This window comes from Corynebacterium sp. HMSC036D03, assembly GCF_001836185.1.
GTDB lineage: Bacteria > Actinomycetota > Actinomycetes > Mycobacteriales > Mycobacteriaceae > Corynebacterium > Corynebacterium simulans.
This window is the reverse complement of sequence record NZ_KV827749.1, coordinates 244,141-265,498: the sequence shown is the minus strand read 5'-3', so window position 1 is coordinate 265,498 and position 21,358 is coordinate 244,141. Positions and strand designations below refer to the sequence as shown.

Sequence of the window (21,358 nt, the reverse complement as noted above, 5' to 3'; positions counted from 1 at the left end):
GCTGCACAACATCGCCACCATTTGGAAGTGGAGAACTCATGTGTAGTCCATAATGGACACCATGTCTGCTTTCGGTGAAGTCCTAGCCCAGCTCCGTGAAAATCAGCCTCAAGGCTCGTACGGCATTAAGTTCGAAAAGTTAATGGTCAACTACTTCCGAACCGATCCCGTCCTCCAGGAGCAGTTCTCGGAAGTCAGCCGTTGGAGCGATTGGGAGTTCAACGGCGGTAAGCAAGACACCGGCATCGACCTCGTTGCCCGGCGCGCCGATGACGACGCGTGGGTTGCCATCCAGTGCAAGTTCTACAAGCCGGATACCTATATTCAGAAGCGTCACCTCGATTCCTTCTTTGAGGCATCCGGACACTCGTTTACTACAGACAAGGGCACAGAATCCTTCGCACAGCGGATCATCATCTCCACGTCGGAGCGATGGTCAAAGAATGCTGAAGCGATGCTGGAGCACCAGCTCATCCCGACCAACCGTATCGGCACGGCAGCGATTGCAGAATCCCCTATCGACTGGGATGTGACCTTCCCGGGTTCTGAGATCGAAATTAACCTCACCCGGCGCGAGGTTTTCTCCCCGCGCCCGCACCAGCAAGAAGCGATCTCGAAGGCTATCGCAGGCTTTGAAACACACGACCGTGGAAAGCTCATCATGGCGTGCGGTACGGGAAAGACGTTTACCGCCCTGCGTCTGGCGGAGCGCTTCGCGGAGCTCAACGGCAACAAGGCCCGCGTCCTCTTCCTCGTTCCCTCCATCTCCTTGCTCTCGCAGACGTTAAAAGAATGGACCGCACAGAACCAGGAGCACCTGCCGCTGAAGTCCTACGCAGTCTGTTCGGATACGAAGGTCTCCAAGAAGGCTGAAGACATTGCCTCCTATGACTTGGAGGTTCCGGTCTCTACCAACGGCAAGAACATTGCCGAGCGCACCGCGCAGGGCAAGCGTCGTGCCGGTATCAACGTCATCTTCTCCACGTACCAGTCCATTGAGGCCATTCACGAGGCCCAGGAACTCGGCATGGACGACTTCGATCTCGTCATCTGCGATGAAGCTCACCGCACCACCGGCGTCACCCTCGCCGGGGAGGATGCCTCCAACTTCGTGAAGATTCACGACGAAAAATACATCAAGGCTAGCAAGCGTCTCTACATGACCGCGACTCCCCGCCTGTTCGATGACAACATAAAGGGCAAGGCCGCTGAGCATTCCGCGGAGCTTGCCTCCATGGATGACGAGGCCATCTACGGCCCCGAGTTCTACCGCCTCGGCTTCGGCGAGGCCGTGGACAAGGGTCTACTCACCGACTACAAGGTTCTCGTCATGACCGTCGAGGAAGACATCGCCGCCGACGTCCTCGCTACCAACCCCACCAACGAAATCAACCTCACCACTGCCTCTGCCATGATCGGCGCGTGGAACGGACTCGCGAAGCGTTCGGGTGCCGAGCAAGACACCAAGTCCGGCTTTGAAGCGAACGCCCAACCCATGCGCCGCACCGTTGCCTTCGCCAAGGACATCAAGGCCTCGAAGACCATCCAAGAGACCTTCCCCACGCTCATCCGCCAGTACCAGGAGCAGCTCAAGGACCACGCCGCCACCAACGACGTCAGCCTGCTCAACATCGATCTTCAGGTCGCCGTCGAGCACGTCGATGGCACCATGAACGCCCTCGAGCGCGGCAATAAGATCTCGTGGCTTGAGTCCTCCATCCCCGAAGACGAAACCCGCATCCTTACCAACGCTCGCTGTCTCTCCGAGGGCGTCGACGTGCCCGCCCTCGACAGTGTCATCTTCTTCCACCCGCGCAACTCCATGGTCGACGTCGTCCAGTCCGTCGGCCGCGTCATGCGCAAAGCCGAGGGCAAGGACTATGGCTACATCATCCTGCCCGTCGCCATCCCGCCGGGAGTCTCCCCGTCCCAGGCGCTCAATGACAACACGCGCTTCCGCGTGGTCTGGCAGATCCTCAACGCTCTGCGCGCCCACGATGACCGCTTCAACGCGAAGGTCAACTCGATTGCGCTCAACGAGAAGACGGAACTCCCGATTGTTCCGATTCCCGTTCCTAAGCCCTCGCCTGACCAAGAATCCGACGAAGAAAAGGCTCGCCGCGCACGCCAAAAGCTCAATGCGGGAGATCGGAGGTCATCAGGTGAGCCAGAACACCGCGGAGGTGAAAAGGAACAACTCACCGCGGAGCAGATGACGCTGTTCTCTCTCGAGGCCTGGCAGGAGGCCATGTACGTCAAGCTGGTTGACAAGGTCGGCACGCGCACCTACTGGGAAGACTGGGCTGACGATGTCGCCACGATCGCCGAAGCACAAATCGCTCGCATCAAGGCACTCATCAATGCTGCGGACGACACGATCCGCAAGGAATTCGAGGTCTTCATCGAGGGCCTGCGCGGGAACCTCAACGACTCGATTACCGAGGACGAAGCCATCAGCATGCTCTCGCAGCACCTGATCACTGCCCCGGTCTTCAACGCTCTCTTCACCGAGCATGACTTTGCCGCACACAACCCGGTCGCCCGCGTCATGCAGCGCATGGTCGACGCGCTCTCGGACGCCAAGCTCGAGTCGGAAACCGAGTCTCTGACGAAGTTCTACGAGTCGGTCCGCATCCGCGCCTCCGAGGTCTCCTCCGCTTCCGGCAAGCAGCAAGTGATCAAGGACCTCTACGAACGATTCTTCCGCAAAGCTTTCAAGAAACAGTCCGAGGCCCTCGGCATTGTCTACACTCCAGTCGAAATCGTCGACTTCATCCTCCGCTCCGCCGATCAAATCTCCCGCTGGCACTTCGGCAAGGGGCTCACCGACGAAGGCGTCCACATCCTCGATCCGTTTACGGGCACCGGCACGTTCATGGTCAGACTCCTCCAGTCGGGTCTCATCGAACCGGAGGACCTCGCCCGCAAGTACGCTGGCGAACTCCATGCCACCGAGATCATGCTGCTCGCCTACTACGTCGCCGCAGTCAACATCGAGACGACCTACAACGCTCTCCAAGCCGAACGCGCCCAGCGCAACAATGAGCCTGAACCCGCGTACGTCCCCTTCGACGGCATCGCACTTGCCGATACCTTCCAGATCCACGAAGAAGGCGACATCCTCGACCTCACAGTCTTCAAGGAAAATAACGCTGCGATCGAGCGCCAAAAGTCCGCGCCGATCAACGTCATCATCGGCAACCCGCCCTACTCCGTAGGCCAGACGAGCGCGAACGATAACAACCAAAACCTCAAGTACCCGACTCTCGACAAACGTATCGAGGAAACCTTCGCCGCCAACTCGTCCGCTACAAATAAGAACTCCCTCTATGATTCGTACCTCCGCGCATTCCGCTGGTCCATAGACCGACTCGGTACCCACGGTGTCATGGCTTTTGTATCCAACGGCGGATGGATCGATGGCAACACCGCCGACGGCGTGCGTCTTTCGCTAGACGATGAACTCAGCGACATTTACGTCTTTAATCTCAAAGGCAACATGCGCAAAGCAGACTGGAAACGAGAAGGCGGGCAAGTTTTCGGCGGTGGTAGTCAATCCACAATAGCCATCATCATCGCCGTAAAACGCGAAATCCCAGACGATGTCTGTATCCACTACCGCGATATTGGCGACTTCCTCAGTGCAGACGAAAAACTTGCGATTGTTGATCGCTCCACGCTCGATAATGTCGAGTGGCAAATTATTGACCCCAATATTTACGGTGACTGGCTTGACCAGAGAGACGAAGATTTTGAAAGTTGGCCAGCTATCGGCGACAAAAAGAAAACCGCTAGCGCCAAAATATTTAACGCCTTCGGTGCTGGGCTGCAGACTAACCGCGATTCGTGGGTATATTCTTCGAGCAAAAACGAACTTGGCAGTCTGATTGAAACACTTACCAGTAACGTTGCGGTGGCTACCGAGAGCTGGAATAAGTGGGCCACGAATACAAAGATAACTAAGGCCAACGAGTCAACTGTGGCTCAGTTCCTCACAGAATATCCCGAGCTCTCCGACCCTCATTTCATTAAATGGTCACGCAGTCTCCGTCAACATGTTGCAAAAGGCGAGCCCGCAGTAATCCACAGCGATGGATTCACGACTGGTTTGTACAGACCATTTAACAAACAACGCGTATATTTCGACAGCTACCTTAACCACGAACGAAGCCAATTACCCCGCATGTTCCCCACCCCATTACATGCCAACTTCGGGTATTACGTCGTAAATCCTGGTAGTGCAAAGCCGTTCGCATCAATTGCTACAGATCTAATCCCGGATCTTGCTATGTGGGGCTCGAATGCCGGCCAATTCTTCCCCCGCTGGACTTGGGAAACGGTCAAGGCGCCGGAGGGTGAGCTGGCCTTTGGGATGGGGGCATCGGAAGGCTCGGCGCCTGGTACCGAAGGAGAAATCCTCGATGGGTACCGGCGCGTGGACAACATCACGGACGAGATTCTTGGGATTTACCGCGAGGCGCTGGGCTCGGATGTGACGAAGGATGACATCTTCTACTTCGTCTACGGGCAGCTGCACGACCCCGGATACCGGGAGAAGTACGCCGCGGACCTGAAGAAGATGTTGCCGCATATCGAGACGCCGACGTCACGGGCGCGGTTCGACCAGCTGGCTGCCGCCGGCCGGGAGCTGATGGACCTGCACGTGAACTACGAGGACGTGGATCCGTGGCCGGTGGCAGTGGATGTGAAGGCATCGGAAGACGAGTCCGACCGCGAGACTTGGCGCGTGCAAAAGATGAAGTGGGCGAAGAAAAAGGACTCAGAGACGGGTAAGAACGTCAACGACGTTACGACTCTCGTCTACAACAAGTCCGTGACCGTGCGCGACATTCCGGCTGAGGCGGACGAGTACATGCTCGGCTCGCGGTCCGCGTTGGCGTGGATTATTGACCGGTACCAGGTGAAGAAGGACAAGGCATCGGGAATCGTCAACGACCCCAACGACTGGGCTGACGAGGTGGGAAATCCGCGGTACATCGTGGACCTCATCGCGAAGGTTACGCGCGTGGCGGTGAAGACTGTACGAATCGTCGAAGGAATCAGAGAGGTTGGCGAAAATAAGTAGCTCTGGGGGACATGCCATCGATTAAACCGGGGTCGAGCCTGCGCCTCAGTACAGCGCGGGCGCTTCCTCTTTTTAGTCTCTGAAAGAATCATTTCAAGGCCACCAATTCTGCTCGGCGAGACAGAGTATGTCTCGCACATGCAGGTGACAGGCCGAGGCTAGCTGTATGTCGTAATGTCAGGTAATATAAGTTCCAACTTTTGCCTCAGACTTTCGCCGATAAGGAAAGGTGGACAGAGCCATGAATCGCAAAGACGCAGCACGTAAGCGTCTTCTTGAAAGCGCTCAAGAGTCTGCCGCCTCTGTCGAAGTACTTAGCGACAACGAACTTGCTACAGCAGCCTACCGTCAGCTTCTCCGCACAATCGATGCTCAATCTGAGCCCCTTGATCCCGGTGCTGCGGAAGCGTTTGCTCATGAAGAAATCGCCACTATGCGAATGGAAAAGAGGACCCGTACCGCCTTGGGAGCAGGTAAGTGACCGAAGAGCTTCAACAGATAGCAGCACACAGAAAGTTGCGTCTGGTTGTTGATACTAACCTCTTTATATCGTCTTTGCTGTCACCTCGCGGCTCCGTGCGCGCGCTGATTGAAGCATGTTTTGCAGGAAAATTTGAGCTGCTCTACTGCGAACGCCTTCTCCAGGAGATTGAAGACGTTATTTCTAGAGCAAAATTTCGGAAGCACTTCACTGTAGAAGAAGGCCTATCCCTTATCGATGCCATCGTCCTTGTCGGGACAGAGGTTCCGGACCGCGAGGAGCAAAAACTACCGCGAATCTGCGATGACCCCGATGACAACTTCCTTTTCGCTCTCTACGAAGACGGTAACGGAGACCTCCTTGTTAGCGGCGACAAAGATGTCCGCAAAGCCGCAGTCAGCGCACTTTGGGTTACCAGCGCCGATGGCAAAATGGCAGCCACTCTCCTAGAGAATAGGAAGGCTTGGGGATCCGAACTTCTCAGAGGTGATAGTGAGAGCGGATGGGAGGCTATCGAAGCAGCGGGAAATCGGGCTATTTTCAACGCCGTTAATTTCCTATTCGAGGTAATAGAGGGCATTAAGTCCAAAAAATTTGACCGTGAACTACTCGCCCAAGCCGTTGTCCCCGGCACCGCAACTGCGTGGCTTGATGACTTCGAATCAGCTCAGTCATTGTTAACGAACCGCGCATTCGGTACTCACCCGATTATCATCTCGCCCGAGATTGTTGCCATCAAACTGGTGCCTGATCTTGGAGATTCCTACGTCGCGCTGCGGCCGACTGCACCGATCGAAAACGCCGTTTTCCTCACACTTGAGCGTTGCCCAGACCTTCTCGATAACAAAGGGAACGACGCTCTCGGCCTTGATGGTTGGAGAGCACACAGCATAGGGCCACGATTCTTACAGCCCAATGAAGTCCGGCCTCCAACGGATGCAGTACGCAAGAAGGCAGTTCAGTCGCTACGCGGTTCGCGAAACTAAGCAAGCCCCAGAAAACAGATCACCATAATTTTCGACCCCTTTGGAGTCTTTCACGCGCACACCTTTCGTTAATTTTTATGCAGAGTTCTCTCTTCAGTTCCTAATCAGCCTTTCGGCTGCAGGCAGGCGTTGCGCCCTATATCGTTGAAAGGATTGATTCACGTGCACCATTAGCGAGGGGAGCCGCAGCCGCATGAAGGGCGAAGTCAAACAGGCATATACCATTTTCGACAGCGTCGAGAAAGAACTCATTATCCCTGTTTATCAACGCAATTACGACTGGTCAAAGAAGCAATGTGAGCGACTATTCGACGACCTGGAAACTCTGATTACGGAGAACAGAGAACGTCACTTCTTCGGCTCGATCGTTGGCAACCCCGAGACATCGTTCAAGTGGGTCGTTATTGATGGCCAACAGCGCCTCACCACGCTGAGTCTCTATATCCTCGCGCTCACTCACCTGTTGGATACCGGTGTCGTAACCTCCAAAGACCCCGAACTCGCACGGCGGTTGCGTACTAGCTATCTCATGAAAAACAGCTCGACCAACGAACCAAAATTCAAGCTCAAACCTGTAAAGAACGACGCGACCGCTTACAAGCGTTTGTTCGGCGATGAGTCGATGTTCATCGAGGACAGCAACCTCACGGCAAATTACCGGTACTTCCTCGAGCGAATGAACAAGACCAAGCTCACCGGCGATCAACTGTGGAACGCCATCGAGCGACTTGACCTCATGATTCTCGATCTAGAGTCGCACGATGATCCACAACGCATCTTCGAATCTCTCAACTCGACAGGCCTTGCGTTGAGCGAAGGCGACAAGATTCGCAATCTCATACTCATGGGCTGCGAGCACCAGTTACAGACGACGCTGTACGAGAACTACTGGAATCCGATGGAGAAGAATATTTGGTACCTCACGGACTGGTTCATCCGCTGGTACCTAACAATCAAATTGTCGCGGACTCCCAAGCGCAACGAGGTCTATGACGAGTTCAAGGCATACTTCAAAAAGCAAAGTTCCGATGTCCAGACGGTACTCGCCGACATGTACGAGTATTCCCAGTTCATGCGCGAGATCTGTGGATCCGACACGAAGAATGCCGCGCTGGACGCACAGCTCGAACGATTTAATTTCATCCGCGGCGATGTTCTGCTTCCGCTTCTCTTGCCGTTGTATCGCGACGTCAAGCTTGGCAAGCTTTCAAGAAACGAATTTTCGCGCATCATTCGACTACTGGAGATCCATATCTTCCGCCGTACGGTCGCTTCTGTTCCGACGAACTCGCTCAACAAGGTCTACGAGACCATGTACAACGACATGCGGAAGATTCGTGGAGAGAAAGATACGGCGTACGACGTGCTCACCTATCTGCTCCGACGCCGCGACGGATCGTCCGGACGCATTCCCAGCGACGAAGAATTTAGCGCTGAGTTCCGCACCCGCAATATGTACAACATTCACAAAAATGTGCGCGCTTATCTTTTCGATGTTCTCGAAAACGGGGATTCCAACGATACGAAGGACATCGCAACCGCGCTCGAGAACGGCAATATCAGTGTCGAGCACATTATGCCGCAGACGCTCAATGCGCAGTGGAAAGAAGAACTCGGAGAGGACTTTCAGGAGATCCATCAAACGTGGGTAAACCGCATTGGAAACCTCACTGTCACTGGTTACAACTCCGCGTACTCCAACTCCAATTTCATTACCAAGCGTGACCGTGAGAAAGGCTTCCGAGAAACCGGTTATCGCCTCAATGACGATGTAAAGACGAAGGACAAATGGGACCGGGCAGCTATGGAGCAGCGTACCGACGCACTTTTGCGCCGCGCTCTCAACTACTGGTACCTCCCCAATTCCGACTTTATCCCCAAGCGCGAAGTGCTCCCTACTGAGCCGATGGGCGACGATGCGAGCTTCACTGGGCGCTCGATCAGCGCCTTCGAATGGGAAGGCATCAAGATCCCTGTCAAAACCTGGGCCGAGTTCGTCCACATGCTGCTTAAGTTGATGGCCGAACGCTACCGCACGGAACTGATAAACTTCGTCGAACAAGCATCAGGAACTCTCGTGCTTACTAAGTCCGGCTACGCGTACTCGAGCCGAGTGCGTGAAGTTGATGCAGGTCTGGGCGTCGTCCTGTCTACATCGACCGATCAGAAAATTTCCTTCCTCCGTAGACTCTTCGATCATCTTCAACTAGATACCAACGAGGTCATCCTCACGCTGAGGAAGACAGCAGGCGAATCACAACGCAACGAGGAAGAAGCCGAATCGAAATACTCTGCACTCACCGTGTTCAAGAGCATGGCGGACGATTTTGGTTCCCAGAACATCACTCCAGAAGACACGCAGCAATTCGAGAATCAATTTGCTGAAGCGTTGGAGAAGTTCCGTCCAGATGAACCTGCCACTGTACTGGGAACGAAACCGCTTTCAGAGCTTGAGACAGCTGAGGGAATTGCAGCTGCCAGCGCCGCGGAGATTATTGCGGCTATCTGTCTAACCTACGACAAGCCGCCGGTGTATTTCCCCAACGCAATGTTCCACGCCATTGCAAACGGACACATGTCAATGTGGCTTGCGCGACTTGAAGACATTGATGCTGCCGTGGACGAGAACCACTAAAGCATAAGACACCACGTTCGTTGGGAACATCGAATCTTCCGATTAATCACGGCGCCCTTCACCTCGGGCGCCGACGGCGGAGTGGGCGACAGTGCGGGCGGCATCGGCAAGCGCGATGAGTTTGATAAGCCAATCTTCGACCTTGACGGTGTCGTCTTCCTCGCTCGGGGAGGCGGGGTTGAGGACGAACTCCATCCGCTGCGCGGAGTTGACGACCGAGGTGGGAAGAGCGGTCTCACGCACGAGCTTATCCTGCGCCGCCTTCGCCGCGTAGTACGGGAACTTCGTATTCTCGGGCTTGTCGAGGTTAGTGATGGACAGGAAGACGAGATGGCCCACGCCGGTGTGCGGGCACGCGTCAATAATGCGGCGCATGACGGTCGCCTCAGCGCTCCTCGTTCCCGTAATCGCGATGGCGACTTATGCAACCAGCTTCAGCAGCATCGATAACAGGGCCTGGCTCAGCTTTGCGTTCCTAGCGTTGTACTTTTCGGGCACCGTCCCGCTCGTGAAATCCATGGTGCGTGAGCGCAAGACGCCAGGTTTCACGCAGTTCTCCATCCTCTTCCACGCCGCCTGCGCCATCGCTTTTGCCGCAATAGTCGTAGCGCTGCTAACCAAAGAGTTTCTCAACATCTTTACCGCTACAGGGTTTAGTGCCTTCGGCCATCACATAATCTGGCAGGCAGCACTAATGGAACTAACTCTCATTGTGATGGTTACTTTGTGGTGAGCGCCGCGGTCACACTATTGAGGCGCGGGGCCTACTGCATCGACAATGAGCGCAATATCATCCTCGGAGTAGTCGGCATGAGCTGTAAGTCTTAGCAATGCCTGTCCGAGCGGTACCGACGGATAGCGGATCGGAGAAACAATTACTCCCCTTTCAGCCGCCTGTGCCGCACACTCCATAGCTGCGTCCTCAGCGCCTACTGGCAAGACGATAATAGGTGCGGGCGAGTCCGCCACTTTCCATCCGTTCGCCCGCAGACGCTGCCGAAGGTTGTGCACGACGCGGGCAAGCCGTGGCACATGCGAAGGAACAAGAGCTAACGCCGCACTAATAGCAGCCGCCTGCGATGGTGGCATGGACGTTGAGAAGATATAGCTGCGGCAGCGTTGGCGGCATAGCTCGATAAGTGGCTCACTGCCCACGACGAAAGCGCCCGCCACACCTAGGGCTTTGCTAGCGGTACCGATATAGATATCCGGCAAAGGTAAATCGAAATGCTCACAAACGCCGCGTCCATTTCTGCCAAGTGTGCCGATCCCGTGCGCGTCATCGATCATCAACCAGGCGTTGTAATCCTGAGCAAGTTCCTGAAGCGCATGGAGATTCGCAAGCTCGCCGGACATGGAAAATACGCCGTCACTGACAATCAATCGGCGCTCTGATGCATCGGCAGCAAGCTGCTCTTCTAAGGTTTTCACGTCGAGGTGCGGATAAACAGATGACCGGATCCCTTGGTAGCTCGACTTGGCCAGCCGGATGCCGTCGATGATGCTCGCATGATTATCAGCGTCAGAGAAAATAGAAAGTCTCTCGCCACAATCTCGCGCAGCTGCAGCAAGCGCAGGGATTACTCCCATGTTGGCGTGGTAACCCGAACCGAACACGAGCGCTGCCGGCGCACCGACAAAACCAGCCAGATCACGCTCGAGCGCGACATGATAATCACTCGTACCCGTAGTCAGTCGCGATCCTCCCGACCCCACCCCGGCGCGCAGCGTTGCTTCGTGGGCTGCGTCGGCAAGCGCGCGATTCGCCCCGAGCCCCAGGTAATCAGACGATCCCGCAAGCAGCGTTTCACGCCCATCGACCACGGTGCGCGGACTTTGACTACCGCTAATGACCCTTTCGACTCTTTCCAGACCACGCTCACGCCACGAAGCATTAGAACTGCATGCCCAGTCTTCCAGGCTCATTGCCAAGAACCTTCCACGAGGACAGGCTTTTCACGCAGCCACTGCTCTGTCGCCGGAAGTGCACTAAGTGCGCCTGAATAGAACAAGACACGTCCGCCTTGTTTCCCGCCTTCAGCCTTGACGTTGTGCAAAGCCGTATAGGAACCTTCGACCGCAACATAACCCGTGGTGTAGCTCGGGTCATCGGAAATACAGACTTCCGCGACAATGCCCGGCGCAGCAAGAGCCTTGGATGCTAAAGCAACGGCATCAGCCCGATGGTTCTTCGACTCGGCGCAAAAGGAATCAGCCCAATCAAATGTTCCCACCCGAACGCCACGTTGCCCATGAGTGTCTAGACGCTCGCCGGTTTCAGCACAGACGATGCTCGCACCGCGCATATCGCGGGTGCGGTACAGAAGCTCGATACCTCGGCGGGCTGCGCTCTCGGAAACTCGGTTGCCCTTAGCGAGCACGGCTATCATCGCTGTTTGTGCAGACTCCGGGTTCTCGCAGTCCCGTGTACTCACCTTCAAGGCACTGACATGAGCAATGTCGCTTGCTGCAACCACCCTCGTAGCGATATTGATGGAATCCGGCACGCCCTTTTCGTGCCGCAACGCACGAGTAGCAAGCTCTGAGCTCACACGAGGAACAAGGTGCGGTTCTACGATGCGTTCTGCACCCGAGATATGCCTACCTTCAAGGCTTGCACGCATCTTGATACTCATCAGCACAGTCGAGGTTTTTGCCATGCAGGTATCGTAGCCCAGCATCTTGAACACCGTTCAATAATTATCAAACAGGGTTAATCCCCTCTCCTAGTTCCGCTCGGAAACGCACTTACCGACGCCAAGTGACAGAGCGACTTCCACGAGACATTAAGAACCCCCACGTGCCTTCCAACCACATATGTGGTCGGGGCTCGTGGGGGTTGCTTAGTGCGATGTGTGGGTATTTCCCCTACTGCTGTGCTGCGGTGCCTAGGCTATCCTCCATGCAGGCCTGCTGCTGAGCAGGGTCCTGCATCTCCAAGCACTTGTCGGCGCCGGTCTCACCGAGGAACGCGACGCCGAGGGCCATGACGGCGATGGAGCCAGCGAGGGCCAGGATGGAAGTAACCAGGCCGACGATGGACATCCAGGTGCGGCGCAGCTCCTTCGGGCGCTTGCCGCCAACGACCAGCGCGATGATGGAGACGATGATGCCGATTGGGCCAAGCAGGAGCGGCGGAACAATCAGCAGCAGGGACAGCAGCGCGATGATGCCGATGACCATCGCCCAGATAGCAACGGCGTTCTTCTTTGCCGGCTGGCTGTCAGCACCAGCGTAGGCCGGGTAGCCGGTGCCAGCGGCGGTTGCGTTAGCGTCCGTGGCGTATGCGTCGTGAGCGCGCTCCTCGTTGGCCTTGGAGGTTGCCTCACCGTAGGACGGCAGCTTGCTGGTGCTGTCGCTGCTAAATGGGTTCTTTACGTTGTCCGGGTTCTCTGGGTTGTTCAGGTTGTTCGGATTCTCTGGGTTGTTCGGGGTGGTCATGTGGTTGGCCTCCTTGGGGCAGCCCTAACTGCGTGCTCTTTATCGAATATGTGCGTTTAATAACTTATACGTTTGCAATCGCTTCCGGCCACGTTACTTACGAAACCTGTGAAATCACTGGCAACCTAGTTTTGAGTAGAGCCATTCAAAGAATCTTCCATGCAGGCTTGCTTTTGCGCTGGGTCATCGATGGTCGTGCACATTTCAGGGTCAGGCGTCATCGTCCAACCAATGTGCGTATACAAGTAAATCGAGAAAGCAACGGACAAGATTAAAGCGATAATTGAGGTAATCAAGCCGGCGATGGACATCCAGGCGCGGCGCAGCTCTTTTGGTCGCTTCTTGCCTTTTAGCAATGCGATGATGGAGACGATGATGCCAATCGGCCCCAGCAGCAGCGGTGGAACAACTAGGAACAAAGACACCAGCGCAATGATGCCGATAACGAGAGCCCAAACAGCGATCACGCTCTTCTTTTCGGCTTGAGGTTCACCGACAACACCACCGGCATAGGCTGGGTATGCCGTGCCCTCGGTACTGTCGGAATTCTTCTCATTGCCCGGGGTGTGAGGGTCGTTCGGGGTGGTCATACGCTTGGCCTCCTTGAGTACAGCCCACAAGCCTTAATCGTGTTATTGCTCATCGTTCTATTACTTTTGACTACTGCTTTTGACCAAGTTACCCACGCTGGGTGCGCTCCACGCTAGGAGTGCACCGCGTCGCGTCACCTACCACTTGCGCAGGTACTCGATGCGCTGGCGCAGTTGCTCGGCGTCGCAAAGCGCGGTGGGTGGGCCGCCGCAGGCCTTGCGAACCTCAGTGTGAATGGCGCCGTGGGGGCGGCCGGTGCGCTGCGCGGTAATGGAGACAACGGTGTTGAGTTCCTTGCGCAGGTTGCCAATCTCATCTACTACGCCGGTGGATTCTTGGTTGTTAGTTGGTTCCTCACGGCGCTTCGGGGCGTACTGCATGCCGTAGAGCTTGCGGCGCTGTTCCTCAGCGGCCTCAGCAGCCCGGCGCGCCTTCTCCTCTGCTTCGCGGCGGTCGAGTTCCTCCGACTGCTTCTTGCGCAACAGGTCCTTGACCTGGTCGGCGTCGAGAAGCCCGGGGATGCCCAGGAAGTCCGCATCGACGTCTTCGGTGATATCGCCGGTGTTGAACTGCGAGCCGTTAAACAGCAAGCCGGAAAATTCCGCCTCAGCGCCGAGGGCCTCGTAGGAGGGCTCGAGCATGTCGGGCTCAGACTTCTTAGTATTGGCCTCCGCCAATAGCTCGTCGTCCCAGCCCTCTTTATCGGGGCCCTTTTCCTCACCCAGGACATGGTTGCGTTCCTTTTCCATGTTCTCAGCCAGGCCCAGCAGCACCGGCACGGAAGGCAGGAACACCGAGGCGGTCTCACCGGGCATACGCGATCGCACGAAGCGGCCGATTGCCTGCGCGAAGAACAGCGGAGTCGAGGCCGAGGTGGCGTAAACGCCCACCGCTAGGCGCGGGACGTCGACGCCCTCAGACACCATGCGCACTGCCACCATCCACTCGTCGGTGGACTTGGAAAACTCCTCAATGCGGTCCGAAGAGCCCGGGTCATCGGACAAAATCACGGAGACCGGGGTCGAGGAAAGCTGCTTCAGCAGCTTCGCGTAGGCACGCGCGGTCTGCGTATCGGTAGCAAGCACCAGGCCGCCGGCGTCCGGCATGTTGCGGCGCATCTGCATAAGGCGCGTGTGTGCGGCCTGCAGCACCGCCGGGATCCACTCGCCCTTCGGGTCCAGCGCCGTCTTCCATGCACGGGCTGTCTGCTCAGGGTTCAAGATATCGCCCAGACGCGCGGCGTATTCCTCACCCGCGGAGTCACGCCAGCGCGCCTCGCCCGAGTAAGACAAGAACACAACGGGGCGCACGACGCCGTCGCGAAGCGCATCGCCATAGTTATAGGCGTGATCCGAGCGAGAGACCAGGTGGCCCTCACCGTCCTCCTCGTAGCGCACGAAAGGAATCTGCGAGTCATCCGAACGGAAAGGCGTACCGGTAAGCGCCAAGCGATGCTCGACGTCGTCATAAGCCTCGCGCACGCCGTCGCCCCAGCTCTTGGAGTCACCGGCGTGGTGGATCTCATCCAGAATCACCAACGTACGGCGCGCCGAAGCCACCGCGCGGTGCTTGAACGGGTGCATGCCCACCTGGGCATAGGTCACCACGATGCCATCCATCGCCGGGTTCACGGCAGAAGAATTCGAGAAGTTCGGATCCAGCGCCAAGCCCACGCGCGCGGCTGACTGGGACCACTGAATCTTCAGGTGTTCAGTAGGCACCACGACGATGACGCGCTCGACCGTGCGGTCTTCCATCAGCTCCGTGGCAATGCGCAGCGCGAAGGTGGTCTTACCCGCGCCAGGCGTTGCCACGGCCATGAAGTCCTGCGGCTTCTTGGCGAGGAACTTGTCGAGGGCGGCCTGCTGCCAGGCGCGTAGCTTTCCGTTGTTGGCGAATCTTCTGGGGTTGCGGGACACAGAATTACTCACCGGGCGGCTCACTTGCGGCGCAGGCCCTTGTACACGCGCTCACAATCCGGGCATACCGGGGAGCCGGGCTTTGCCTGCTTGGTTACGGGGAAGGTCTCGCCACACAGCGCAACGACGTACTTACCGTTGACTGCGGAGTCCAAAATCTGGTCTTTCTTTACGTAATGAAAGAACTTCGGGGTGTCATCAGAAGTGGACGTGTCCTCGCGGACGTCGGGGCGTTCAATCGTCTTAGTCGTCGTACTCACTCCACCAATCATGCCGCATCGGTGTCGAAGTTCGCACCTCGCCCGTCTACCCTTGTACGCATGTCCCCCAAGAACTCGCGCGATAGGTTAAGCCGAAATTCCTCCGGCACCCCACAAACGGGGCGGCGCGGATGGGCGCGCCCTTTCCGACGCCGCGAAGCCCACCTCATCACCACCGCCCAGCTCTCCCCGGGCCAACAGTTGCATCGGCGCGAAGTCATCTATTCCATCCTGCAGTTTCTGCGCGTGCCCTCCCTCCTCATAGGCGGCGCGCTCATGTACTTCTTCGACGCCTGGCTCGCCGGCACCTTAATTATCGCCGTTACCTTCCCGCTGCCGTGGATCGCCGTGGTAATTGGTAACGCGCAGGGCCAGCGCAAGGACAAGCGCGAAAAGAACATCTATAAGCCGGCGCTTGCCCGCCAGATGGCGCAAATGCAGGCAGAACAACTAGCCCAGCCCAAGCGCGAGGGCATCGAGCAGCGGACTGCCGAGACCATCGAACATGACGACGACTCGCAATAATCGGCATAGATAAACAGATAAAGAAATAAGGCTGGAGAAAAGACGGAGAAAAGACAATGACTAAATTTGGACCTGACTTCAATCCCGAGCTCCCCGTCGCCGCCGTCGCCGCGGAGCTTGGCGAGTTCTTGAGCTCCCACGGTTTCACCGCCGACGGCATCGCTGGGCACTTAGGCCCCGAGTACACCGAGGCGCTTCACCGCGGCGAGCCGGCCGCCGTGGCCCTGGGCGCTGCGGGTGATACCACCTTGGACGCACTAATCCGCCTGTTTATCCTGCACGAGGCCGTGGCTCCGACGCAGCTTTCCGACGTCCTCGGCGCCCGCCTTGCCACCAAGCTCATGGATGCAGGCGTCGCACAACTCGACGAGTCCGGCAATGCCTACATTGCCTATGACATCCGCCCACACATCATCGTCGGCACCAACCGCCTGGTCTTCTCTGACGTGGATGCTTCCCTGGTGGACCACGTCCCGGGCTCCGAGCACGTGCTCGGCGTGGGAGCGGCCAGCCTCTCGCTTTTGCAATCGACGCCGCTTACTCCGGTGGAGACCACATTGGACCTAGGCACCGGCTCCGGCGTGCAGCTGCTCGGCCAGCTTTCCACCGCCGCCCACGTGACGGCCACCGACCTACACTCCCGCGCTCTGGACCTCGCGCGCGCCACGCTGGCCGCCGCAGGCCCCGCGGCAGAAGAAAAGGTCGAACTGCTCCAGGGCTCCTGGTTTGAACCAGTAGCCAGCCGCCGCTTCGATCGCATCGTGGCCAACCCGCCTTTCGTGGTGGGCCTGCCGGAAGTCGGCCACATCTACCGCGACTCCGGGCTAAACCTGGACGGCGCCAGCGAGCTCGTGGTCTCCCAGGCAGTCGAGCACCTCGCACCAGGCGGTAGCGCACACATCTTGGGAGCATGGGTCCACCAAGGCGAGCAGTCCTGGCAGCAGCGCGTGGCCTCCTGGCTGCCGGAAAAGGGCGTGGCCGCCTGGATAATCCAGCGCGACGTCGCCGACCCTGCCCTCTACGTCTCCACCTGGCTCAAGGACGAGTCAGTGGACGTTCGCAGCGACCTCGGCCGCGAGCGTGCCCGGCTTTGGCTTGAGCACTTTAACGAGCACGACGTCACCGGCATCGGCTTTGGTTTTGTGGCCATCCAGCGCATCGACGATGACGAGCCTTCCGACGTCCTCGCCGAGTACATGCCGCAGCCTTTCACCGATCCCCTGGGCCCAGAAGTAGAGGAATACTTCGCGCGCGTGGCCTGGCTCCGAGGTCTTGTCCCGGGCGAGCTAGAGACCAAGCACTTCCAGGTCCGCCCCGGCGTGGCCCGCGAGGACGTGCAGCTTCCCGACGCCGAGTTGGGCATGGGCTTTGCCCCCGCCGCGCTGCGCCTTACCCGCACGGAGGGCCCACGCTGGTCCCACGACGTCGACAAGCACATCGCGGCCATCGTCGCCGGCTTAAACCCAGCGGGGCTCTCCCTTGGCGAGACCATCGAGCTCTACGCCGCAGCCCAGGGCTTCGATGAGGAGGAGCTGGTGGCCTCCGCGCTGCCGGCCATGGTTGACCTCATCCGCCACGGCCTCATCATCCCCACCGAGCTGGCCCCGTTCTGCAACCTTGTAAATGGCGCAGTCGCTGCCGGCCAAACTGCTACTGCTGAGGAGGAAGACTAATGCGCGCAGTTTTAACCCGAGTATCCAGCGCTTCAGTGATCGTAGATGGCGAGGTCGTAGGGGCTATCGACTGCCCAGAAACCGGCGGGCTCCTCGCACTTGTGGGAGTATCACGCGAAGACACTGCAGTAAATACTGCAGAGCTAGAAGCCAAGATAGAGAAGATGGCGCGCAAGATTGCCGAGCTACGCATCCTCGAAGGCGAGAAATCCGTCGAGGAAGCAGGCGCTCCCGTGCTGGTAGTTAGCCAATTTACGCTCTATGGCAAGACTGCTAAGGGACGCCGCCCCTCTTGGTCTGATGCCGCGCCCGGGGATGCAGCAGAGCCTGTGATTGAGAAAATCATTGCAAGACTTCTTGCACGCGGCGTCCACGTTGAGACCGGAAAGTTCGGCGCGATGATGGAAGTTGCATCCGTCAATCAAGGCCCTTTCACCGTTCTGGTGGAAACTTAAAGGGGATCAATTAACCCCAAGGGGCGATTAATACATCCGAGCGCAGGTACTTTTACCTGCGCTTTTTCTTTTTGTCTGTGACGTAGTTCATTGTTTAATTTAGAGTGTTGAACAAAGCACAATCTGGCGCAAAACTCAAATTTTAAGGGAGTGATAAAAAACGTACTTGCAATGCGATAATTTATTATCAAATCTTCTCCAAACAGGCTTATGATAAAGACACAGCGAAGCAACAAGGGCTGAAGCTGCAGGACACAGAGTTAAAAAGTCCAACTGCAGTTGCAAAATTGTAGCCGCGAGAAAATTCTCAAGACTTGCAAAGTTGCGCCAAGCTCTAAGGCTTCGGTCGATCAACTAGAGACATCAAGGAGACCAAAAAATGTCTCACTCAGTCTTGCGGAAAGACACCGCTAACCATCCGGAGAATGAGCCAAACATGCCTGAGAACATGAAGACCTCAAAAGCAGTCAAAGCTGAACAAGCCGCAGGATTCGATCCTGCAGAATCCCCATTCGCCGGCACCACCGGCGCACCGAAGTGGAACAACTCCGACCTAACCTGGATGCTCTCCCTCTTCGGCACCGCAATCGGTGCAGGCGTTCTGTTCCTCCCAATCAACGCCGGCATCGGCGGCATCATCCCGCTCATCATCATGACGGTTGTTGCCCTGCCGATGACCTACTGGGCACACCGCGGCCTGGCGCGCCTGGTTCTCTCCAGCTCCAAGCCATCCGGTGACCTGACCGACGTCGTCGAGGAGCACTTCGGCATCAAGGCAGGCGTGTTCATGAACATCCTGTACTTCCTGTCCGTCTACCCCATCCTCTTGGTCTACTCCGTGACCATCACCAACACGGTTAACTCCTTCTTGGAGCACCAGCTCGGCATCACCCCGCCGGACCGCTGGCTGACCTCCCTGCTGCTCGTCGGCGGCCTCATCCTCATCGTCCGCATGGGCAAGGATGTCATCGTCCACGTCATGTCCTGGCTGGTCTACCCATTCATCGCCGTCCTGGTCCTCCTGTCCATCTACCTCATCCCGAAGTGGAACACCGCACTGTTCGATTCCTTCGACCTGAACGTTGCCCGTGAAGCTTCCGGCCACAGCTTGGGCGTCACCCTGATGCTCCTGGTTCCGGTTATGGTCTTCTCCTTCAACCACTCCCCGATGATTTCCTCCTTCGCAGTTGACCGCCGCGAGACCTACGGCAAGTTCGCTGAGGTCAAGGCGCGCACCACCCTGCTGCGCGCAGAAATCCTCATGGTCGTCGTCGTTATGTTCTTCGTCTTCTCCTGCGCACTGTCACTGTCGCCAGCTGACATGGCAGAAGCAAAAGCCCAGAACATCACCATCCTGTCCTACCTGGCTAACCACTTCGATACCCCGATCATCCAGTGGATTGCACCGATTATCGCAATGATCGCTGTTGCAAAGTCCTTCCTCGGCCACTACCTCGGCGCTGCTGAGGGCTTCGAAGGCCTCATCCTCAAGGGCAACAAGAACCTCGACAAGGACGACGCTGCAACCGCTCGCAAGCTCGGCACCATCACCCTCATCTTCATGCTGATTACCGCATGGTTGACCGCTTGGGCAGACCCATCCATCCTGGGCATGATTGAGACCCTGTGCGGCCCGACGATTGCACTCATCCTCTTCCTCATCCCGATGTGGGCAATCCACAAGGTTCCTGCACTGCAGCGCTTCAAGGGCCAGGCTTCCAACTACTTCGTCTTCTTCATGGGCCTGGTAGCTGTCGCCACCATCCTCTACACCATCGTCCAGGCTTTCTAAACACTAGAAACCCCCGGACCCCCTCTCCCCCTCGGAAGATTCAAGGAAAAGCAATGTTCATCAGCATTTTCGATATGTTCAAGATCGGCATCGGCCCCTCAAGCTCACACACGCTTGGCCCAATGAAGGCTGGTAAGGCGTTCGTAGATGAGCTGAAAGAAAAGGACATCTTCGACCACGTCACCCGCATTCAAGCCAACGTGTACGGTTCCCTCTCGCTTACCGGCATCGGTCACTCCACCGATAAGGCCATCCTCCTGGGCCTGGCCGGCGAGGTGCCAGAGACCGTAGACATCGACGGCATCAACGAATTCGTGAAGAACGTTCGCACCTCCGAAAAGCTCATGCTCGGTGGTACCCGCGAGGTCGATTTCCCGAAGGAAGGCGGCTTCTACTTCCACAACGAGTACCTGCCGATGCACGAGAACGGCATGTGCCTCATCGCCTTCAACGGTGATGAAGAGTTGCTCCACAAGACCTACTACTCCATCGGCGGCGGTTTCATTGTCTCCCAGGAAGATTTTGCAAAGCGCGGCGAGGACAACGTCAAGGTTCCTTACGCCTACGCAAGCGCACAGGAAATGCTCGCCCTCTGCGAGCAGCACAACTTGACTCTTCCAGAGCTGGGCATGGCCAACGAGCTGGCACACGCCACCGAAGAAGAGGTCAAGGAGCACATGCGCAAGGTCCGCGATGTCATGTACACCGGCATCGAGCGTGGCTCATCAACTGACGGCCCTCTGCCGGGCCAGCTCCTCGTCCCACGCCGTGCTGCTGCGCTCAAGCGCCTGCTGGAAACGGATGAGCCGCACGATGGCCTCAACATCCTCGACTGGGTCAACATGTTCGCGCTTTCCATCTCCGAGGAAAACGCTTCGTGTGGCCGCGTGGTCACCGCTCCTACCAACGGCGCTTGCGGCATCGTCCCAGCAGTCATCGCCTACTACGACAAGTTCGTTGAGCCGGTCACCGAGGAGATGTTCTCCGACTACATCTTCGCCTGCAACCAGATTGCTTCGCTGTACAAGATGAATGCATCCATCTCGGGTGCAGAGGTTGGTTGCCAGGGCGAGGTCGGCGTCGCCTGTTCCATGGCCGCCGGCGGTCTGGCTCAGCTCATGGGCGCTACCCCAGAGCAGGTCTGCATCGCAGCCGAAATCGCTATGGAGCACAAGCTCGGCTTGACCTGTGACCCGGTCCTGGGCCAGGTACAGATTCCGTGCATCGAGCGCAACGCAGTCGCTGCAGTTGACTCCATCACCAGCGCCCGCATGGCCCTTGAGCGCGAGTCCAAGCCATGCGTCAGCCTCGATGACGTCATCTGGACGATGTACAAGACGGGTAAGGATATGAACGCCAAGTACCGCGAGACCTCCCAGGGTGGCCTTGCACTGGCTATCCACCCACCTATCCCAGTCTGCGGCTAATACTGCCGTAAGGCACACCTTGAGCGGGTGAACACAGCGCTTGGCCGCTCGTGTTTACCCGCTTTTTGTCGTGTTAATATCTATCCA

At 57.3% G+C, this 21,358-nt stretch carries 17 protein-coding genes; 10 read left to right on the top strand and 7 right to left on the bottom strand.

Going from position 1 to position 21,358, the window contains the following annotated elements; all coding sequences use genetic code 11:
* Positions 1–61 precede the first annotated feature (61 nt).
* From HMPREF2692_RS10870 to HMPREF2692_RS10855, 4 genes are all read left to right on the top strand, one after another.
* Positions 62–5,086: a DEAD/DEAH box helicase gene (locus HMPREF2692_RS10870; protein WP_070823679.1), complete on the top strand. Its 5,025-nt coding sequence runs from the start codon at positions 62–64 to the stop codon at positions 5,084–5,086.
* A 241-nt stretch (positions 5,087–5,327) separates the two neighbouring features.
* Positions 5,328–5,567: a hypothetical protein gene (locus HMPREF2692_RS10865; RefSeq protein ID WP_062038724.1), complete on the top strand. Its 240-nt coding sequence runs from the start codon at positions 5,328–5,330 to the stop codon at positions 5,565–5,567.
* The gene (locus HMPREF2692_RS10860; RefSeq protein WP_062038721.1) at positions 5,564–6,553 is read left to right on the top strand and encodes a putative toxin-antitoxin system toxin component, PIN family; all 990 of its coding nucleotides are present in this window, start codon (positions 5,564–5,566) and stop codon (positions 6,551–6,553) included. Before HMPREF2692_RS10865 ends, HMPREF2692_RS10860 begins: the two co-directional genes overlap by 4 nt.
* Positions 6,554–6,746: 193 nt before the next feature.
* On the top strand, positions 6,747–9,188 hold the full coding sequence (locus HMPREF2692_RS10855) for a DUF262 domain-containing protein (RefSeq protein WP_070823596.1): 2,442 nt from the start codon (positions 6,747–6,749) through the stop codon (positions 9,186–9,188).
* Positions 9,189–9,230: 42 nt separating this feature from the next.
* Here HMPREF2692_RS10855 and HMPREF2692_RS10850 read toward each other — a convergent pair whose 3' ends face one another.
* Entirely contained in the window at positions 9,231–9,563 is a 333-nt protein-coding gene (locus HMPREF2692_RS10850; RefSeq protein WP_070456504.1) for an SDR family oxidoreductase, read from the bottom strand.
* On the opposite strand from HMPREF2692_RS10850, the gene HMPREF2692_RS10845 reads away from it, so the two are divergent.
* Entirely contained in the window at positions 9,562–9,921 is a 360-nt protein-coding gene (locus tag HMPREF2692_RS10845; RefSeq protein ID WP_070588434.1) for a hypothetical protein, read from the top strand. The genes HMPREF2692_RS10850 and HMPREF2692_RS10845 overlap by 2 nt on opposite strands.
* Positions 9,922–9,935: 14 nt before the next feature.
* Here HMPREF2692_RS10845 and HMPREF2692_RS10840 read toward each other — a convergent pair whose 3' ends face one another.
* The 6 genes from HMPREF2692_RS10840 to HMPREF2692_RS10815 form a co-directional block, all read right to left on the bottom strand.
* Positions 9,936–11,114, bottom strand: a complete 1,179-nt coding sequence (locus HMPREF2692_RS10840) for an aminotransferase class I/II-fold pyridoxal phosphate-dependent enzyme (protein WP_070456502.1) — start codon at positions 11,112–11,114, stop codon at positions 9,936–9,938.
* A complete protein-coding gene (locus HMPREF2692_RS10835; protein WP_235591269.1) occupies positions 11,111–11,848 on the bottom strand; it encodes a 6-carboxyhexanoate--CoA ligase in 738 nt (245 codons plus the stop codon). Before HMPREF2692_RS10835 ends, HMPREF2692_RS10840 begins: the two co-directional genes overlap by 4 nt.
* 208 nt (positions 11,849–12,056) lie before the next feature.
* On the bottom strand, positions 12,057–12,629 hold the full coding sequence (locus HMPREF2692_RS10830) for a hypothetical protein (RefSeq protein WP_062038696.1): 573 nt from the start codon (positions 12,627–12,629) through the stop codon (positions 12,057–12,059).
* A gap of 125 nt (positions 12,630–12,754) precedes the next feature.
* Positions 12,755–13,219 (bottom strand): DUF4190 domain-containing protein, encoded by a 465-nt coding sequence (locus tag HMPREF2692_RS10825; protein ID WP_070588430.1) that lies wholly within the window; start codon positions 13,217–13,219, stop codon positions 12,755–12,757.
* Positions 13,220–13,357: 138 nt separating this feature from the next.
* Positions 13,358–15,151, bottom strand: coding sequence for a DEAD/DEAH box helicase (locus HMPREF2692_RS10820; protein ID WP_246823447.1), 1,794 nt, complete (start codon positions 15,149–15,151; stop codon positions 13,358–13,360).
* A gap of 8 nt (positions 15,152–15,159) precedes the next feature.
* Positions 15,160–15,411, bottom strand: coding sequence for a DUF3039 domain-containing protein (locus HMPREF2692_RS10815; protein ID WP_049192065.1), 252 nt, complete (start codon positions 15,409–15,411; stop codon positions 15,160–15,162).
* Between the two features lie 48 nt (positions 15,412–15,459).
* Between HMPREF2692_RS10815 and HMPREF2692_RS10810 the strand changes: the two genes are divergently transcribed.
* The 5 genes from HMPREF2692_RS10810 to HMPREF2692_RS10790 all read left to right on the top strand — a co-directional run bounded on the left by HMPREF2692_RS10810 (position 15,460) and on the right by HMPREF2692_RS10790 (position 21,271).
* Positions 15,460–15,924, top strand: a complete 465-nt coding sequence (locus tag HMPREF2692_RS10810; protein ID WP_083286121.1) for a DUF3099 domain-containing protein — start codon at positions 15,460–15,462, stop codon at positions 15,922–15,924.
* A 56-nt stretch (positions 15,925–15,980) separates the two neighbouring features.
* Positions 15,981–17,597 carry a DUF7782 domain-containing protein gene (locus tag HMPREF2692_RS10805; RefSeq protein WP_070456498.1) on the top strand — a complete coding sequence of 539 codons (1,617 nt, stop codon included), beginning with the start codon at positions 15,981–15,983 and terminating at the stop codon, positions 17,595–17,597.
* Positions 17,597–18,052 (top strand): D-aminoacyl-tRNA deacylase, encoded by a 456-nt coding sequence (gene dtd / locus HMPREF2692_RS10800; protein ID WP_061922952.1) that lies wholly within the window; start codon positions 17,597–17,599, stop codon positions 18,050–18,052. The genes HMPREF2692_RS10805 and dtd overlap by 1 nt, the downstream gene beginning before the upstream one ends.
* 436 nt (positions 18,053–18,488) lie before the next feature.
* Positions 18,489–19,844 carry an SLC5/6 family protein gene (locus tag HMPREF2692_RS10795; RefSeq protein WP_062044191.1) on the top strand — a complete coding sequence of 452 codons (1,356 nt, stop codon included), beginning with the start codon at positions 18,489–18,491 and terminating at the stop codon, positions 19,842–19,844.
* A gap of 53 nt (positions 19,845–19,897) precedes the next feature.
* Positions 19,898–21,271 (top strand): L-serine ammonia-lyase, encoded by a 1,374-nt coding sequence (locus HMPREF2692_RS10790; RefSeq protein ID WP_061922955.1) that lies wholly within the window; start codon positions 19,898–19,900, stop codon positions 21,269–21,271.
* The last annotated feature ends 87 nt before the right edge of the window (positions 21,272–21,358 follow it).

Excerpts from the sequence above, each read along its gene's own strand:
- HMPREF2692_RS10870 (WP_070823679.1), top strand. The coding sequence starts at position 62 with ATGTCTGCTTTCGGTGAAGTCCTAGCCCAGCTCCGTGAAAATCAGCCT.
- HMPREF2692_RS10865 (WP_062038724.1), top strand. The coding sequence starts at position 5,328 with ATGAATCGCAAAGACGCAGCACGTAAGCGTCTTCTTGAAAGCGCTCAA.
- HMPREF2692_RS10855 (WP_070823596.1), top strand. The coding sequence starts at position 6,747 with ATGAAGGGCGAAGTCAAACAGGCATATACCATTTTCGACAGCGTCGAG.
- HMPREF2692_RS10845 (WP_070588434.1), top strand. The coding sequence starts at position 9,562 with ATGACGGTCGCCTCAGCGCTCCTCGTTCCCGTAATCGCGATGGCGACT.
- HMPREF2692_RS10850 (WP_070456504.1), bottom strand. The coding sequence starts at position 9,563 with ATGCGCCGCATTATTGACGCGTGCCCGCACACCGGCGTGGGCCATCTC.
- HMPREF2692_RS10840 (WP_070456502.1), bottom strand. The coding sequence starts at position 11,114 with ATGAGCCTGGAAGACTGGGCATGCAGTTCTAATGCTTCGTGGCGTGAG.
- HMPREF2692_RS10835 (WP_235591269.1), bottom strand. The coding sequence starts at position 11,848 with ATGGCAAAAACCTCGACTGTGCTGATGAGTATCAAGATGCGTGCAAGC.
- HMPREF2692_RS10830 (WP_062038696.1), bottom strand. The coding sequence starts at position 12,629 with ATGACCACCCCGAACAACCCAGAGAATCCGAACAACCTGAACAACCCA.
- HMPREF2692_RS10825 (WP_070588430.1), bottom strand. The coding sequence starts at position 13,219 with ATGACCACCCCGAACGACCCTCACACCCCGGGCAATGAGAAGAATTCC.
- HMPREF2692_RS10815 (WP_049192065.1), bottom strand. The coding sequence starts at position 15,411 with ATGATTGGTGGAGTGAGTACGACGACTAAGACGATTGAACGCCCCGAC.
- HMPREF2692_RS10810 (WP_083286121.1), top strand. The coding sequence starts at position 15,460 with ATGTCCCCCAAGAACTCGCGCGATAGGTTAAGCCGAAATTCCTCCGGC.
- HMPREF2692_RS10805 (WP_070456498.1), top strand. The coding sequence starts at position 15,981 with ATGACTAAATTTGGACCTGACTTCAATCCCGAGCTCCCCGTCGCCGCC.
- dtd (WP_061922952.1), top strand. The coding sequence starts at position 17,597 with ATGCGCGCAGTTTTAACCCGAGTATCCAGCGCTTCAGTGATCGTAGAT.
- HMPREF2692_RS10795 (WP_062044191.1), top strand. The coding sequence starts at position 18,489 with ATGCCTGAGAACATGAAGACCTCAAAAGCAGTCAAAGCTGAACAAGCC.
- HMPREF2692_RS10790 (WP_061922955.1), top strand. The coding sequence starts at position 19,898 with ATGTTCATCAGCATTTTCGATATGTTCAAGATCGGCATCGGCCCCTCA.